Genomic DNA, 16562 nt, shown 5'->3' with positions numbered 1-16562 from the left:
AACATCTGATGCTGCATTGCAACGACAACGATTGATGGGCGGTCGTGAAACCCCTATATGGTGGGTCTGCGAGCGGGGGCCTATCGCCCCGCGTCACATCCGGACCGCACCCCCATGCTGGTCACCCTGATGAAGGCCAAGCTGCACCGCGCGACGGTGACCCAGGCCGATCTGGACTATGAAGGCTCGATCGCCATCGACGCTGACCTGCTGGACGCCGCCGGCATCTTTCCGCACGAGCAGGTGGATGTGCTGAACATCACCAACGGCGCGCGTTTTACCACCTACGCCATCGAAGCCCCGCGCGGCTCGCGCGTCATCGGCGTCAACGGCGCCGCGGCCCGTCTGGTTCAGAAGAACGACAAGGTCATCGTCGTGACCTACGGCCAGATGCCGGAGGAAGAAGCGCGCCAGTGGTCGCCGACCGTGGTGCTGCTGGACGACGACAACAGGATCAAACGCGCGGCTTGACGGTTCGCGACTGAAGCCTTCCTTTGGTTCAACCTCGGGGAGAAGACCATGAAGACGCTCGCAACGCTCGCAGCCACAAGCCTGATGCTCACCGCGCTCCCGGCTGGAGCCCAGATCATGGCGGCGCCCAACCCGCCTGCCGATCGGCCGACGATCCTCGTCGTCGGCACGGGCGAAGCCGAAATGCCGCCCGACACCTTCGTCATCAAGGCGATGATCGAGCAGACAGGACCCGACCGTGACCAGGCCTTGCGTGCCATGGACCAGGCCCAAACCCGCGTCATGCAGGGATTGGCGGACATGGAGGGCCTTGCCGAGGTCAGGCTCACCACGGACGCCTTCTCCGTTGTTCCGGTCCGCGACCCGGAGTGCGAACAACCCTATGGCCGTGAGCGTGAATGCCCGATCGTCGGCTACAAGGCCTCCATGCCGGTCTCGATGTCGGCTTCGCCGGCCCTGCGCGCGGGTGATGCGGTGTCGTTGGCGTCAGAGCTCGGAGCGCTGAACGCCTCCTTGGAATCCTTCGGGCTGTCGGACACCGACGGACTGCAAGCCGAAGCCAACCGCGAGGCGTTCAATGACGCCCGGCGGCAGGCGCAATCGCTCGCCAACGCCTCCGGACAGCGGATCGTTCGGGTTCTCCGCGTCTCGGACGCCAACGCCCGGAGCTACGCCCGGGATGCCTATGCCGGGCCGGAAGAGGTCGTCGTCACTGGCTCGCGGGTGCGCGCCTCCGTACCGATCACGGTCGCGCCACCCCCGACGCGGGTCCAGTCCAGCATCTCTGTCCTGTTCGAGATCGAGTGACCGCCCCACCCACATCTTGACGCCGCCGCCATTCGGGAATCCCCTGCCCGCAGGGAGGACCACCGATGGCGCGCACGCTTCAGGGACTGCAGTGGCTGTTGTTCGCCCTCTATGCGGTGGCGGGCGCCGTCGCCCTGCTGTTCGCCACCCCCGCCGGCCTGCGCCTGCTGGGCCAGCCCGACAGCCTGCTGACCTTCCTGCCCGCCAAAATCCTCGGCCTGCCGTGGAGCCTGCCGCTGTGGTTCATGGACGACGGCCCGATCACCGCCCTGGCCGTGCTGGGCATCTGCTACGGCATGAACCTCGGCGTGGGGATGATGCTGGCGCGGAGTTCGCGGGGGTAGTCAGTGGCGAGTGTCGAGTGGCGAGCGCAGGTCCAGTTCGCGGAGCGGGTGAGCACGGCGACAGCGCCTGCCACTCACCGATAGACTCGCCACTAACCACTCGCCACTCGCCACTCAAACCGCGTCAGCGGTTCAGATCATACACCCCGGTGATGTCGATCCGCACCGTCAGCTGGCCGGCGGCGACCGGGGTCGAGCCGACGGAATCGGCCATTTCGGCGCGCATGGCGTACATCGGCTGCGGCGGCTGGGGCGAATAGCCGCCGCCTTCCGACAGCGAACGGATGCCGCCGAGTTGCACGCCCAGCGCCTGGGCGTACAGCTGGGCCTTGCCCTGTAGATTGCGCACGGCGATCTGGCGTGCCTGGTTTTCGGCGGCCGTGGGATCCTTCAGGCCGAAGCTGATGCCGTCGATCTGGTTGACCCCGGCGGCGACCACGGCGTCGGCGGTCGTGCCCACGGCCGTCAGGTCGTTGATGATCACCGTCACGCGGTTGACGGCCTGATAACCACGCAGCCGCGGCGGCTGGTTCTCGACGTAGTCGTATTGCGCCGACAGGTTCAGGCCCGAGGTCTGGACGTCGCGCGCCTCGATCCCGGCGCGGCGCAGGGCGGCCATCACCTCGTTCATCCGCGACGCGTTCAGCCGCATGGCCTCGGCGGCCGTGGTCGCCTCGGTGACCACGCCGAAGCTGATCGTGGCCATGTCCGGCGCGGTCTTGACCTCGCCATAGGCCGACAGGTTCAGCGCCGGCCGTTCAGCCATGGCGTGGATCATCATCGGCGCGCCGCCGTCCGGCTGCGACTGGGCCATGGCGGCCGGAGCGCCCAAGGCGACGGCGGCTGTCAGGGCGCCGCCGAGCATCCGGGCGCGAGTGTTGCGGGTCATTGCGTAGTCTCCAGTGAACAGGGACGATCCATCGGCGCCGATGGTGTCGGCGGGCCGTGACCGAACCTTGGCGGTATGCACCTGAATGAACGCGCGAGCGACCCTTGCAGGTTCCATTCATCGGCATGAATTCGGCGACAGGTCAGAGCGAACCGGTTTGGACGCAACTACGTCTGATCCCGGATTTCGCTTCAGGACCGATGCCGGGCGGATGGCGCTTGGCAATGCGCGGGACGGCCTGCTAGGCCGAACCGTCGTCCCGGAGGGCGCGTAGCTCAATGGTTAGAGCCGACCGCTCATAACGGTCTGGTTGGGGGTTCGAGTCCCTCCGCGCCTACCACCTCGCGAAAACGGCCCCGGCGCAGTGCGCGCGGGGTCGTCGTCGTTTGGCCTTGGGCATCAGCGGCTGAACAGACCCCCACCGCCGCGCCAGCGGTTGTCGCCGCGGTTGCGTTCGTCGCGAACGTAGCGGCCGTCGCGGGTGTAGTAGCCGATGCCGCTCTGGTAGTCGGGATAGCCTTCCAGCTGATAGCCGTCGTCCTGATAGGGCAGGCCCAGCAGGCCGTCCTCGTCTTCCCACCAGTTCTGGGGATAGGACCCGTACATGCATTCCCAGCCATCGCCGCCCCGCCAGTAGGGCTCGTAGCGGCCGCGATAGCGGTCGCGGAACTGGGCGCTGCACAGAGACTGCGACCAGACCCGGTTGCCGCTGGCTTCAACCGTGGCGCGGCTCTCGGCATAGATAACCTCTCGGACGCCCGCGAAGACATTATCCGTAACCACGGCATGACCCGAGGCGGCCGCCACGCCGATGGTCGAGGCGCGGATGCGGCTGTTGGAAAGGTTCAGTTCGCCATTGTAGAGGACCACGCCCTTGTCGGACCGTCCGATACGGCTGTTGGTGATGGCGACAGAGGCCCCTTCGATGGCCACGCCCTCGACATAGCCGAGGATGGCGGTGTTCTCGATCTCGACCCGACCGTATTCGCGGCCGGACCGAATGACGATCCCGATCGATCGCGGCCCGAAGGCGTTGGGCGCGCCCGTGCCCTTCAGGGTGACGGCCGAAAGACGGGAGGTCTGGCCAGCGCCGGGCACCAGTTCGAGCCCGGACTGGGCCCCGGTGACGAGCAACTCATGGGCGGTCAGCACGGCGCCGTCGGCGACGATGGCCGGGGCGATGGTCTGGGCGTCGATGATGGTGTTGCGGATGTCGAGCAGCCCGCCGTCGGCATAGATGGCGGCTTCGTCTCCCGCGTGACGGAAGCCGACCCGGTTCATGACGATCTCGGCCCCGTAGCCGACGATGCAGGCCGCGTCGCCGGCGCGCGGCGAAGAGAAGACCATGTCGCGGATCTCGACCCGCACGCCCTGCGCCACCGTCATGCAGGGCAGGCCGTCCGGGGCCATCAGGGTCGGCGTCGGATTGCCGTCCCAGTCACGTGGATTGAAACCGCCCTCGCCGATGATGGTCAGCGGCTTGTCGATGTTCAGCCAGCCGACGCAGGCCCCGCCGCGGGCTCGGATGACCAGGGTGCCGCCGGGGCGCACCCGGCGCACGGCGTCCTCGACCGCCCCGGTGCCGGGATTGCCGCCGCAGTCGATCAGCACGATCTCCTCGCCGCCGGGGTAATGGCCGCCGGGGCGATAGTCGGGCCGCCAATCGGGCCGGTGGCGCCCGTAGTCATAGCGCCGGTGGTGCGAACCGCGATTGCGCGAGCCGCGCGTCGGGGGATCCAGTAGAACGCCGAAATTCGGGCGCGTCTGGCTCTCGACCTTGGCGGCGACCTGGGCGTGGGCGGGTCCATCGCCCATGGCGAAGACGGTGACGGCCGCGGCGATGGCGACGACGCCGCCGATCAGGCCCAGAGCGGTGCGGTGGATGATCATGCTTCCGCCCTCCTTAGCGGCGCTGCTGCGAACGGGAGACCTGGGCCAGCACGGCCTGCAGGCGGCCGGCCGAGGGGCCGAAGCCGGACAGGGCGGAATCGATGCGCAGGGCTACGGCCTGGGCCTTGTCCTGATCCGCCACACCCGAGACGCCGAGCGCGAAATAGCTCGACATGGCGAATTTGGCTTCGGGGCTGCCCTGACGCGCGGCCTCCTCGAACCATTTGAAGGCCCGGGCGTAGTCCGCGGGCAGGCCGATGCCCTCGGCGTACATCACAGCCAGCACCAGCTGGGCTTCCGACGAGCCGTTGATGGCGGCCATCTGGATGGCGCGGACGCGTTCCACATAGGATAGCCGGCCCTCCATCGGGTGGCCCAGCATGGCCTCCAGCGTCTCGATCTGGCGTTTGGACAGGTCCTCGGGCCGGTTGGCGACGTTGTCGGTGATGCCCAGATACCTCAAGGCCCGCCCGACGTGCAGGAACGGCAGTTCGCCGCCCATCCGGCCCAGGGCGTATTCATAGGCGTCGCCGCGCGGGCGGCTCTCGTCCGAGAAGGGCACGCCGGACCGCGGCGCGGCATTGGGGTAGAATTCGAACGGCGGCGTCCACTGTCGCGCCTTGGTCTCGACGAACCCCTGATACTGGCCGCGGCTCGGGGCCGAGCGTTCGAAATCCTTCAGCAGCACATAGGCGCCGACATCGCCGGTCTGCACCGCGAGGTAGTTGTACAGATAGGCGTCGACGTCGTTGCGCTGGAACAGGTTGGTGGCCGAGTGGTAGCCACGGCGGTTGCGGTCGCGGCTGTTGCCGCCCGCGTTGCGGCCCCAGGCCTCGCGGGCCTCGCGATTGTCCTCGGGTTCGCCGAACGGGCCGTACAGACCGTCGTGCAGCCGCGCCAGGGTGCGGTAGCCATAGGCGTCCTGGGTCGACAGGATGTAGATGACGCGGTCGCGCACCGCCTCCTGCTCTTCCCGGGTCATCTGGCCCAGCTGACGGTCCAGGCGCTGATAGGCCGTGTGCCGCTCATAGGCGCGGCAGTCGTCGTATTTCGACAGCGGCCGCCAGCCGCCGAAGCCGCCGCGGTCGACACGATTGATCGGGGCGTAGCCCTCGTCATTGGCCAGCGCCATGGCGTACCAGGTGCTGCTTTCGATCGGGTCCTCTATGTTCTTGTCGGTCGCCCGGATCGCCGCATAGCGCCCGCCGAGCTCCAGCTGGGCGAAGAAATCACCGCGGAAGGCCGCGCGGCGGAGGGCCCGCAGGCCGGTCTCCTGGGCGTTGAACTCCGAGCCGGTCAGGGAGGCTGGACGCGGGCAGGCGTTGGAGGCCGCGTCGTTACGCTGCCAGAACTGCACGCCGTTGCCGCCGCCGCTATTGCCGCAAGAGACCATGCCGAGCGCGGTCAGGGCCAGCACACCGGCGACCGCTGCGATGGCGACGGGACCGCGGCCCCGGCCCGAACGGGAGCCGCCTTCCTCGTTGGATCGACCCTCGCCCATATACCCTCGCACGACCAAAGCGGGCAGCCTCCTGCCCATTGCGCCTACCTCTGCGCAAGCTGGACAGTCCGGCCCCGTTAACCTTCTGTCAAGGTAAACGCCGGTTTCCAATAAAGCGTTGCCGCATAGCGGCCATTTTATGACTTGGAGAGAGTTTTCCACGCGAATCAGCGAGTTGCGCACTCGCCTGTGAGGGGAAATGCGGCCCTCGCCAGTCGGGCGGCGGCTTCCTATATGGATCGACCAGACTCCTGGAGCACCCCCGATGGCCTATGCCGCCCGCGATGATCGACCCGCCGACAAAGCCGCCCGCTATGCAGAGGTCGAGGCCGAAATTCTGGCCGTTCTGGACGGTGAACCCAACCGCACGGCGCGGATGGCCACGGTCGCCTCCATGCTCGCCGACGCCTTTCCCGCCTTCTTCTGGACCGGCTTCTACGTCGTCGACCCCGACAAGGCCGACGAACTGGTCGTCGGCCCGTATCAGGGCACCCTGGGCTGCCTGAGAATCGCCTTCGGCCGCGGCGTCTGCGGTGCGGCGGCGCTGGATCGCACGACGCAGATTGTGGACGACGTCCACGCCTTCCCGGGCCACATCGCCTGCGACAGCCGCTCGGCCAGCGAGATCGTGGTTCCGGTGTTCGACGGCTCCGGCGCTCTGATCGCCGTTCTCGACCTGGACGCGACGGTCACGTCCGCTTTTGACGCAGTGGACGCGCAGGCTCTCGAAGGGTTGATGGCCCGCGTGTTCGGCTGAACCATCCGGACGGAGTGGACGCTTCGGACGCTTCGGACGCTTCGGACGGTATTTTTCCTTCCGAGCGGTCCATGGCATTGAACACTTCGGACGCTACGGACTGTGATTTTTGGGAGGCGCGGCGTGTCTGATCGGGTGATCGCAATCACGGGCGGCCATGGCGTCCTGGGCCGGGCCGTTGTCGAGGCGGCGCTGGCCGACGGGCTCAGGGTCGCCGTGATAGACCATGTCCGGGGCCAGTCCGCTCCCGATGGCGTGCTCGAACTGGGCGGCGTCGACCTGACCGATCCAGCCTCGGCCATGAACGCCATTGACGCCGTGGCGGCGCGTTTCGGGCGGCTGGACGCCCTGCTCAACATCGCCGGCGGCTTTGTTTGGCAAACTACAGAAGACCCGGAACCCGCTTGGGCGAGGATGTTCGCCCTCAACCTGACCACCGCCCTGAACGCCGGCCGCGCCGCCCTGCCCCATCTCAAGGCGTCGCCGGAAGGCCGTATCGTCAACGTGGGAGCCAATGCGGCGCTGAAGAGCGCGGCCGGCATGGGGGCCTACGCCGCTGCCAAGGCGGGCGTGCACCGCCTGACCGAAAGCCTGGCCGAGGAGCTGAAGGACACGTCGGTGACCGTCAACGCCGTCCTGCCGTCGATCCTCGATACCGCCCAGAACCGCGCCGACATGCCCGACGCCGATCCGGCCAAATGGGTCGCACCCTCCGACCTCGCGCGGGTCATGCTGTTCCTCGCCTCGCCGGAAAGCCGCGCGATCACCGGGGCGCTGATCCCCGTCACGGGCAAGGTCTGATGCCGGTCGCGTCGGATCGGGAGATCCCGCAGGGTCGACGAGCGCGGCCACTCGAATTGACCCGCTCCGTCCTCTACCTGCCCGCCAGCAATCCCCGAGCGATCGAAAAGGCGCGCGGCCTGAACGCCGACGCCGTGATCCTGGACATCGAGGACGCAGTCGCCCCCGAGACCAAGGTCGAGGCCCGACAGGCCATGGTCGCCGCCCTGTCCGCAGGCGGTTTCCGGGCTCGGGTCGGGGTGCGCGTCAACGGCCTCGACACCCCTTGGGGCGCCGACGATCTTGGGGCCCTCTCCGGCCTCACGCCCGATTTTGTCGTCGCCCCCAAGATCGAGAGCCCCGAGGCCGTGCACGAAGTCGCCGCCCGCCTGCCCGTCGGCGTCCCCCTGTGGATCATGGTCGAGACCCCCCTGTCGGTCCTGCGTCTCGACCAGATCGCCGGCGCCGGCGCCCCGCTCGCGGCCCTGATGCTGGGCATCAATGACTTCGGCGAGCGGATGAACCTCATCCTCGGCCCCGAGCGCGAGCCGCTGAAGCCCTGGCTCGCCGCCGTCGTCGCCGCCGCGCGCGGCCACGGCCTGCTGGCCATCGACGGCGTGGTCAACGCCACCGACGACGCCGACCGCCTGCGCACCGAATGCCTGCAGGGCCGCGCCTTCGGCTTCGACGGCAAGAGCCTGATCCACCCCGCCCAGATCGACGCCGCCAACATCGCCTTCTCGCCCTCGCCCGAAGAGGTGGCCAAGGCCCACGAGGTCGTCGCCGCCTTCGCCGACGCAGAGGCCCAGGGCAAGGGCGCGATCCGGGTCGGCTACCGCATGGTTGAACGCCTGCATCTCGACGCCGCCCACCGCCTGCTGGCGCGCCATGAGGCGGCCTCGACGACTCCCGTAGTCAAGCCTATCTAGTCCATCCAGAAACAGAACTCTGCGCCCGGCCCTCAAGCAGCGAGCGGCCGCGCCGCGAGCGATAGGGCCCTACAAGATGTCCCATGCCGTCATCGCCGCCACCGGCCTGTTCACCCCCGAACAGTCGATCTCCAACGCCGAGCTGGTCGCCGCCTACAATGCCTACGCCGAGCGGTTCAATGCCGACCACGCCGCTGAAATCCTCGAGGGCGACGTCGCCGAACTGACCCCCTCCTCGGTCGAGTTCATCGAGAAGGCCTCGGGCATCAAGTCGCGCTTCGTGCTCGACAAGGCCGGCGTCCTCGACCCCGCCCGCATGGCCCCGAACATCCCCGAACGCGCCGACGAAGACCTGTCGATCATGGCCGAGATGGCCGTCGCCGCCGCCCGCGAAGCCATCGCCGCCTGGGGCAAGCCGGTCTCGGAGATCGGCGCCGTCCTGTGCGCCGCCTCCAACATGCCCCGCCCCTATCCGGCCCTGGCCGTCGAGATCCAGCAGGCGCTGGGCATCGACGGCTTCGGCTTCGACATGAACGTGGCCTGTTCCTCGGCCACCTTCGGCATCAAGACCGCCGCCGACTTCATCGCCTCTGGCTCGGTCAAGGCCGTTCTGATGATCAATCCCGAGGTCTGCTCGGCCCATCTGAACTTCAGGGATCGCGACAGCCATTTCATCTTCGGCGACGTCGCCACCGCCGTCATCGTCGAGTCATCGGACCAGGCCGGCCCCGGCGGCTGGGACGTACTCGGCACGCGGCTCAAGACCGTCTTCTCGAACAACATCCGCAACAATTTCGGCTTCCTCAACAACGCCGCCCCCGAGGGCATTGGCGCGCCCGACAAGCTGTTCATCCAGCAGGGTCGCAAGGTGTTCAGGGACGTGGTGCCCATGGTCTCCGACATGATCGTCGACCACGCCCGCGACCTCGGCATCGACCCGCACGGGCTCAAGCGGATGTGGCTGCATCAGGCCAACATCAACATGAACCAGTTCATCGGCCGCAAGGTGCTGGGCCGCGAGCCGACGCCGGAGGAGAACGTCATCATCCTCGACGAATACGCCAACACCTCCTCGGCCGGCTCGATCATCGCCTTCCACCTGCGCCAGCAGGACATGGCGGCCGGGGACACCGGCCTGATCTGCAGCTTCGGGGCGGGCTATTCGGCGGGTACGGTGTTCGTCAGGAAGCGGGCGTAGCGGTCGCCGGCTCCGGCGCATTGGCCGGGTGCGTCGTCTTCCACTCCATGGCCCGGCGCACCCCCGATTCTCGACCGAGGGGTGGTCGCCGCGGGTCCGGTCGCGGCTGCCGCATCACATCAGGAACCGCGCCCGGTCGTCCGCCGACGGAACCATGCAGGTCTCCGTCCGCCCAAAGATCGCATAGCGGTTCCGCGCGATCAGGTCATAGACCGGGTCCCGCACCCCCCTCGGAACGGCCTTCAGCACACCCAGCGGCCGCGTCGCCGTCAGCGCGCCCAGCGGGGTCAGCCCGGCGTCCGAGTTGAAGAAGATGCGGCCGCTCCAGACCACCGCATTGGTCTGCGGCGCCTCCGGATCGATCCCGAACCGCGCCGCCAGTACCCGGCCCGGTTCCGACTGGATCGCGATGAAGCGGAACCGCCGCTCCGGATCGCGGTCGATCACGAACCGCACCCAGCGCGAGCAGAACACGCACACCCCGTCGAACAGGATCAGGCCGTCGGGCTCATCGGGGGCGGGCTGCGGCGACCAGCGGCTCATGGCGTGACAGTGCGGCGAACGGATGGATGCCGCAACGCGTCAATGCGCGCGTTCCTCCCCTTCAGGGGAGGAACTACGCCGCCGCCACCGCCTCGATCTCGACCAGCCAGGCCTCGTCAAAGAGGCCGGTGATGATCACCGTCAGAGCCGGCTGACGTCCCGCCAGCCGCCGGACGCGAACCTCGCGGTTCTCCAGCGCATGGGCCCTGTCCGACAGGAAGGTCGTGACCTTGACAAGGTTGTCCAGCGTCATGCCCGCGGCGGCCAGCTGGGTTTCGATGTTCGACCACACCTGTTCACACTGGCCGGTGAAATCCGCCGCCAGCGAGCCGTCCGGCGCGACCGGAATCTGGCCCGACAGATAGAGCCAGCGGGTCGGGGCCATGACCTCGACCGCCTGCGGATACGACCCCTCAACCGGCGGCGAGCCGTCGCCGGTCAGGGGCCGGATCGTGACCGTCACTGGCGAGCGGCGTCCGAGCGGGCGCGGACCACGGCGAACTCCGAGGTCGGCTTCCACATCGGCCAGTCCTCGCCATTGGCCAGTTGGCTGCCCAGCTGGACCAGCAGGTTCAGGTTTTCGACCGCTGAGCTGAAGTCGAGTTCAGCCGACCATTCGTCGGACGACTTGTGATAGTCGGCGGTGAATTTCGCCGTATAGGCCGGCTGGCCGACGGCGACGCCGCCCCCGTCCAGATCGACGCCGTGCCAGGGCATCAGCGCCGGCACGCCCGCGCGGGCGAAGGGGAAGTGGTCGGAGCGGTAGTAATAGCCCTGCTCCGGCTCGCGGTCGTCGGTGACATAGCGCCCTTCCGCCTGGGCCAGAACCTCCAGCCGGTCCTCGAGATCATTCTGGCCCTTGCCGAAAATGGCCAGGTCCCGGGTCGGGGCCGACAGCGGCAGCATGTCGATATTGATGTCGGCGACCGTGGTCTCCAGCGGATAGACCGGATCGGCGGCGTAGCCGTAGGAGCCGAGCAGGCCCATTTCCTCGGCCGCCATATGGGCGAAGACCACCGTGCGCTCGGGCTTGGGCGCGGCGGCGAACTGGCGGGCCACCTCGACGACGCCGACGGTGCCCGAGGCGTTATCCCAGGCGCCGTTCCAGATCTGGTCGTCCGCGGGCGCGTTCGGATGTTGGGCCGCGCCGCCGACGTGATCCCAGTGGGCCGAATAGATGATCGTCTCGTTCGGCCGTTCCGTGCCGGTGATTTTGGCCAGCAGGTTGTGGGTGGTCAGGGTGTCGATGGTCTCCTCGGCGGCGACCGACAGGGTCACGCCGGTCATCTCCCTCGCCTTGAACTCGCCCGAGGCGATGTCGCCGAAGGAATCCATGCCGAGGCCGGCGGCGGTCGCCATGGCCATGGCGGCGTCGTGGTTCAGGATGGCGGCGAATTCCAGATCCGCCGCGCCCGGGGTCAGGGTGCGCTGGCGGTTTCCGCCCTGGGCGACCCGCTCCCAGCTATTGCCGTCGGTCCACAGGGTGATCACGCCGACCGCGCCGCGGCGGAAGGCCTCGTCGGCCTTGTAGGCGCCCGACTGGTAGTTGGTGGCATAGGCGCCGTTGAACAGGTCGCCGTCCGGTTCGCCCGATACGATGACCACGACCTTGCCGCGCACGTCCAGGTCGCCGTAGTCGTCCCAGTTCCGCTCGGGGGCGTAGATGCCGTGTCCGGCGAAGACGACCGGGGCGCCGGCGATGGCGGCCCTGCCGTCGTTGGACACGGCGCGAATGACGATGTCGGTCCCGGGAACCAGCGGATGGGCGACGCCGTCCGGGCCGGACCAGCTGGCGCTGGCGGCGCCGGCGACCGGCGTGTAGCGCTTCAGCTCGATGGCCTGGGTCCACTGGCCATTCGGACCGCCCGGCTCCAGACCCATTTCCTCGTACTGCGCCTGCAGCCAGGCCAAGGTCATGCGCTCGCCTTCGGTGCCGGGATAGCGGCCCTGGAAGGCGTCGGCGCTGATCGTGCGGATGCCGTCGCTGAGGCGCTGGGCGGAGACGTCCTGGGCCGAGGCCGTGCCGGCGGCCAGCAGCACGGCGGCGACGGCGACGCCGCCCATCATTTTGCGAAACATGTGGCAGGCTCCAACGCCGGACTGAAGGCGCGCACTGTAGGGGGCCGTCGCAACAGCGCGTGTTAAGTTTTGGTCATGTGGAAAGTCGGCTCTCCCTCCCCTTCATGGGGAGGGACGGCGAGGCGGAGACGAGCCCGGTGGGGAAGTCTGAAGCTTGGCGCAGCCGGCGCGTGGCTGGCGTTCCCCACCCGGTCGCTGCGCGACCACCCTCGCCACTACGGGGGAAGGAGACCGGAACCTCCTACCGCCGCTGGCTCGCGCTCGGCGCGCGCGCCGGACCGAACTCGGAGCCCGGCATCCATTCCGGCCAGTCGCGGCTGTTCGCCAAGTCGCGGCCGATCGAATAGATCAGCTGCAGGTCCTCGACCTGACCGCGCAGGTCCCAGTCGGGCGACCATTCGTCGTCGGCCTGGTGATAGCGGCGCGCGCTGTATTCTGACCGGGCCGCGTCGCGCACCGCCATCGGTTCGTCGCGGAAGGCACCGCCGCCATCGACATAGGCCATCGGCACGCCGCGCTTGGCCAGGGGGAAGTGATCCGAGCGGAAATAGCTCCCCGAGGCCGGGTTGCCGTCCGGTTTGGCGGTCCGACCCTGGCGGATGGCTTCGGCGGTGACGCGGGCGTCGAGGTCGGACTGGCCCGAGCCGATGATGTCCACATCGGCGACCCGGCCATAGACGTTCATGGCGTCGATGTTGAAGCCCGCCACCGTCGTCGCCAGCGGATAGACCGGATTGGTGGCGTAGAATTCCGAGCCCAGCAGGCCGCTTTCCTCGGCGGTGAAGCTGATCATCACGATCGACCGCTCCGGCCGCGGACCGGCGCCCCAGACTCGGGCCAGCTCCAGCAGGCCGGCGGTGCCGGTCGCATTGTCGACCGCGCCGTTGAAGATGCGGTCACCCGCCGCGTCGGGCTCGCCGACGCCGATGTGATCCCAGTGGCCGGTGTAGAGAATGGTCTCGTCCGCGTGGGTCGTTCCCGGCAGGCGGGCGATGACATTGTGGGTCGTCACCTGGGTGGTGGCGACGTCGAACATGCCGCTGAATGTCGCGCCGGTCAGTTCGACCGGGCGGAAGTCGCGGCTGCGGGCGGCGACCTTCAGGGCCTCGAAATCCTGACCCGCGCGGCGGAACAGATCGACGGCCACATCACGCTGGATCCACGCCTCCATGCCGACGCGCTCGGCCGCGGCGTTGGCGCGGACGATGTCGAACTGCGGTCCCGACCAGCTGTTCTGCACCGTGGTCCAGCCATAGGAGGCCGGAGCCGTCTCGTGCACAACGATGACGCCGGCCGCGCCCTGCCGGGCCGCCTCCTCATACTTGTAGGTCCAGCGGCCATAGTAGGTCATGGCCCGGCCGTTGAAGGTGTTCAGTTCCGGCTGTTCGAAGTCGGCGTCATTGACCAGCACGACGATGACCTTGCCGCGCACATCCACGCCCTTGAAGTCATCCCAGTTCCGCTCGGGCGCCTTGATGCCATAGCCGACGAACACCAGCGGCGCGTCGGTCAGCATGACGTGGTTGCCCGGTCGGCGCGTCGAGATGGTGATCTGCTGGCCTTGCGTCAGTGGAATGGCCTCGCCGCCGACGTTCAGCCGGACGCCCCGGAAATTGGAGGCTGTAAACCGGTTCAGCGCCACGTCCTGGGTCCAGGATCCGTTCGCCCCGCCGGGCTGGAAGCCCGCGGCCGCATACTGTTCGCTGAGGTAGCCGATGGTCATGTCCTCGGCCGGCGTGGAGATGCCCCGTCCCTGGAAGCTGTCGTCGGCCAGCACCCGCACGTGTTCGGACAGGCGGGCCGTCTCAAAGGTCGCGGCCGGCGCGGCGGGGGCGGACCCGTCCTCCCCCATGCTGGCGCAGGCGGAAATCAGGGCGCCGGCGGCAAGCACGGCGGCGGTCGGAAACAGACGCATGAACGGAAACATCCTCAGCCGAAATCAGAGGCCGGGACGTTAGGGCGCCGCCCGCCGGGTGTCGATGCGCCCGAGCTTTCCCGGGTCAGGGAGCCGATGCGGAATCAGTGTCGGCAGCCCTAGTGGGCCACGCCCTTCCAGATCCGGCGGTAGCTGAGATAGGTGATGCCCGCGAAGATGAAGAGGAAGATCAGCACGCCCACGCCGGTCTGTTTGCGCTGAACCTGCCGCGGGTCAGAGGCCCAGCCGATATAGGCGGCCACGTCCCTGGCCATCTGGTCGACCGAGGCGACGGTGCCGTCGTCGTAGGTCACCTGCCCGGCGGCCAGCGGGGCCGGCATGGCGATGAACCCGCCCGGCGGCACATGGGCGCCCTCGGGCATGAACGGCGTCAGGTCGCCGGCCATATATGTGTTGTAGTGCTGGCCCGGCCGGATCTGCAGGCCCACCGGCACCGCCGAATAGCCGGTCAGCAGCGAATAGATGTAGTTGGCGCCGCCTTCACGGGCCTTGGCCATGACCGACAGGTCGGGCGGAGCCGCCCCGCCGTTGGCCGCCGCAGCGGCTGTCGCGTTCGGATAGGGGCTGGGAAAGCGGTCGGCGGCCGTGCCGTCGCGCATCACCGGCTCGCCGGTCTCGGTGTCGATGTCCGCGATCTGCACTTCCTTGGCCAGGGCCTTGACGAAGCGGTTCTCGGCCGGACTGGCCTGGTGCGCGTCAAAGAACGGCCCGCCCGGTTCGGCCAGGGTGCGGAAATGCATGAGGTTCATGCTGTGGCACGAGGAACAGACCTCGCGATACACCTTGTAGCCGCGCTGCAGCTGGTTCCGGTCGAAGCTCCCGAAGGGGCCCTCGAAGCTGAAGCCGCCGTCGCGCAGGGCATGCGCCTGCCCCTCGGCCAGCGCGGGCTGGGCCGCGAAGGTCAGGCCGGCGGCGGCGATCAGGACCAGGGTCTTCTTCATGGCGCGGATATTCGTCTTGAGGGTCATGGTCCCGCTCAGCCCTTCTTCTCGGGCGAGGCCGGGGCCGCCGCCGTCATGGCGTCGCCGCCCGACAGCACCGGCTCCGAGATCGTCGCCGGGATCGGCAGCGGCGTCTCTCGCAGGCCCACGAGGGGCAGGATGATCAGGAAGAAGGCGAAATAGTAGGCCGTCGCGAGCCGTGTCAGCCACAGATAGCTGTTCAGGTCGCCGTCGATCAGGACGAAGGTCTTGAAGGTCCCGATCACCGGCGCGTCGGGCAGCTGGGCCCCGCACCAGCCGAGGATCAGACCGACGATCACGAAGATGATGAAGAAGGTCCGCATCGTCGGGCGGTAGCGCATCGAGCGCACCCTGGACGTATCCAGCCACGGCAGGATGAACAGCACGCCGATGGAGCCGAACATGGCCATCACCCCTCCGAACTTGTCCGGGATGGCGCGCAGGATGGCGTAGAACGGCAACATGTACCACTCGGGCACGATGTGCGCCGGGGTCACCAGCGAATTGGCCGGAATATAGTTGTCGGCGTGGCCCAGGGCGTCCGGCATGAAGAAGACGAACAGGGCGAACAGGATCAGGAACAGGATGATGGCGAAGCCGTCCTTGACCGTGAAATACGGGTGGAACGGGACCATGTCCTTCTTCTCGCGATCCTTCGGGATCAGGATGCCGACGGGGTTGTTCTGGCCCGCCGCGTGCAGCGCCCACAGGTGCAGGACCACGCAGCCGGCGATCACGAACGGCAGCAGATAGTGCAGCGAGAAGAAGCGGTTCAGCGTGGCGTTGTCGATCGCCGGGCCGCCGCGCAGCCAGATCAGGACGGGCTCGCCGACTACCGGGATGGCTCCGATCAGATTGGTGATCACCTCGGCGCCCCAGTAGGACATCTGGCCCCACGGCAGGACGTAGCCGAGGAAGGCGGTGGCGATCATCAGGAAGAAGATCAGGCAGCCGACGATCCAGATCATCTCGCGCGGCGCCTTGTACGAGCCGTAGTAGAGGCCGCGCAGCATGTGCAGATAGACCGCGATGAAGAACATCGAGGCCCCGTTGGCGTGGGTGTAGCGGATCACGTCGCCGCCGTTGACGTCACGCATGATGCGCTCGACCGAGGCGAAGGCCATTTCGGTGTTCGGCACATAGTGCATGGCCAGGATCACGCCGGTGGCGATCTGAATCACCAGGCAGAGGGCCAGGATACCGCCGAAGGTCCACCAGTAGTTGAGGTTCCTCGGGGTCGGCAGCGACATATAGTCAGCGCCGAAGCGGATGATCGGCAGACGGGTGTCGAGCCATTTCTCGAGGCCGGTCTTCGGGACATAGGTGGATTCGTGATCGCTCATCGGTCTCGCCCTCAGCCGATCTTGATGCGGGTGTCGGAGAGGAAAGCGTACTCCGGCACGACGAGGTTCTTGGGCGCGGGGCCCTTACGGATGCGGCCCGAGGCGTCGTAGTGCGAACCGTGGCAGGGGCAGA

General features: G+C 68.0%; 17 protein-coding genes and 1 tRNA gene. 8 read left to right on the top strand and 10 right to left on the bottom strand.

Annotated features, from left to right (window positions below; all coding sequences use genetic code 11):
- Positions 1-114 precede the first annotated feature (114 nt).
- From panD to Q8K49_RS12770, 3 genes are all read left to right on the top strand, one after another.
- Positions 115-471: an aspartate 1-decarboxylase gene (gene panD, locus Q8K49_RS12780; RefSeq protein WP_305306645.1), complete on the top strand. Its 357-nt coding sequence runs from the start codon at positions 115-117 to the stop codon at positions 469-471.
- A gap of 48 nt (positions 472-519) precedes the next feature.
- A complete protein-coding gene (locus Q8K49_RS12775) occupies positions 520-1278 on the top strand; it encodes an SIMPL domain-containing protein (protein WP_305306469.1) in 759 nt (252 codons plus the stop codon).
- Positions 1279-1343: 65 nt separating this feature from the next.
- A complete protein-coding gene (locus tag Q8K49_RS12770) occupies positions 1344-1622 on the top strand; it encodes a hypothetical protein (RefSeq protein WP_305306468.1) in 279 nt (92 codons plus the stop codon).
- A 124-nt stretch (positions 1623-1746) separates the two neighbouring features.
- Here Q8K49_RS12770 and Q8K49_RS12765 read toward each other — a convergent pair whose 3' ends face one another.
- On the bottom strand, positions 1747-2511 hold the full coding sequence (locus tag Q8K49_RS12765) for an SIMPL domain-containing protein (protein WP_305306467.1): 765 nt from the start codon (positions 2509-2511) through the stop codon (positions 1747-1749).
- A gap of 264 nt (positions 2512-2775) precedes the next feature.
- On the opposite strand from Q8K49_RS12765, the gene Q8K49_RS12760 reads away from it, so the two are divergent.
- A tRNA-Ile gene (locus Q8K49_RS12760) sits at positions 2776-2851 on the top strand.
- A 59-nt stretch (positions 2852-2910) separates the two neighbouring features.
- Here the strand turns inward: Q8K49_RS12760 and Q8K49_RS12755 are convergent.
- Positions 2911-4401: a hypothetical protein gene (locus Q8K49_RS12755; protein ID WP_305306466.1), complete on the bottom strand. Its 1491-nt coding sequence runs from the start codon at positions 4399-4401 to the stop codon at positions 2911-2913.
- 13 nt (positions 4402-4414) lie between these two features.
- Positions 4415-5902, bottom strand: a complete 1488-nt coding sequence (locus tag Q8K49_RS12750) for a tetratricopeptide repeat protein (protein WP_305306465.1) — start codon at positions 5900-5902, stop codon at positions 4415-4417.
- Positions 5903-6167: 265 nt separating this feature from the next.
- Here Q8K49_RS12750 and Q8K49_RS12745 point away from each other — a divergent pair, with 265 nt between their 5' ends.
- The 4 genes from Q8K49_RS12745 to Q8K49_RS12730 all read left to right on the top strand — a co-directional run bounded on the left by Q8K49_RS12745 (position 6168) and on the right by Q8K49_RS12730 (position 9566).
- Positions 6168-6659 carry a GAF domain-containing protein gene (locus Q8K49_RS12745; RefSeq protein ID WP_305306464.1) on the top strand — a complete coding sequence of 164 codons (492 nt, stop codon included), beginning with the start codon at positions 6168-6170 and terminating at the stop codon, positions 6657-6659.
- A 123-nt stretch (positions 6660-6782) separates the two neighbouring features.
- Positions 6783-7460 (top strand): SDR family NAD(P)-dependent oxidoreductase, encoded by a 678-nt coding sequence (locus Q8K49_RS12740; RefSeq protein WP_305306463.1) that lies wholly within the window; start codon positions 6783-6785, stop codon positions 7458-7460.
- Positions 7461-7516: 56 nt separating this feature from the next.
- Complete coding sequence (locus Q8K49_RS12735; RefSeq protein ID WP_305306462.1) at positions 7517-8368, top strand: CoA ester lyase; 852 nt, start codon at positions 7517-7519, stop codon at positions 8366-8368.
- 76 nt (positions 8369-8444) lie between these two features.
- Positions 8445-9566 (top strand): beta-ketoacyl-ACP synthase III, encoded by a 1122-nt coding sequence (locus tag Q8K49_RS12730; RefSeq protein ID WP_305306461.1) that lies wholly within the window; start codon positions 8445-8447, stop codon positions 9564-9566.
- Between the two features lie 114 nt (positions 9567-9680).
- Here Q8K49_RS12730 and Q8K49_RS12725 read toward each other — a convergent pair whose 3' ends face one another.
- The 7 genes from Q8K49_RS12725 to Q8K49_RS12695 form a co-directional block, all read right to left on the bottom strand.
- On the bottom strand, positions 9681-10109 hold the full coding sequence (locus Q8K49_RS12725) for a thiol-disulfide oxidoreductase DCC family protein (protein ID WP_305306460.1): 429 nt from the start codon (positions 10107-10109) through the stop codon (positions 9681-9683).
- Between the two features lie 73 nt (positions 10110-10182).
- A complete protein-coding gene (locus Q8K49_RS12720) occupies positions 10183-10572 on the bottom strand; it encodes a RidA family protein (RefSeq protein WP_305306459.1) in 390 nt (129 codons plus the stop codon).
- A complete protein-coding gene (locus Q8K49_RS12715) occupies positions 10569-12188 on the bottom strand; it encodes a M28 family peptidase (RefSeq protein ID WP_305306458.1) in 1620 nt (539 codons plus the stop codon). The genes Q8K49_RS12720 and Q8K49_RS12715 overlap by 4 nt, the downstream gene beginning before the upstream one ends.
- A gap of 241 nt (positions 12189-12429) precedes the next feature.
- Positions 12430-14103 (bottom strand): M28 family metallopeptidase, encoded by a 1674-nt coding sequence (locus Q8K49_RS12710; protein WP_305306457.1) that lies wholly within the window; start codon positions 14101-14103, stop codon positions 12430-12432.
- Positions 14104-14222: 119 nt separating this feature from the next.
- Entirely contained in the window at positions 14223-15092 is an 870-nt protein-coding gene (locus Q8K49_RS12705; protein WP_305306456.1) for a cytochrome c1, read from the bottom strand.
- An 8-nt stretch (positions 15093-15100) separates the two neighbouring features.
- Positions 15101-16429, bottom strand: coding sequence for a cytochrome b N-terminal domain-containing protein (locus Q8K49_RS12700; RefSeq protein ID WP_305306455.1), 1329 nt, complete (start codon positions 16427-16429; stop codon positions 15101-15103).
- A gap of 11 nt (positions 16430-16440) precedes the next feature.
- Positions 16441-16562: Rieske 2Fe-2S domain-containing protein (locus tag Q8K49_RS12695; protein ID WP_305306644.1), on the bottom strand; the 122-nt coding region annotated here is incomplete at its 5' end.

It is taken from the genome of Brevundimonas sp., assembly GCF_030682035.1.
Taxonomy (GTDB): domain Bacteria; phylum Pseudomonadota; class Alphaproteobacteria; order Caulobacterales; family Caulobacteraceae; genus Brevundimonas.
This window is presented reverse-complemented; position numbering and strand designations above follow the sequence as displayed.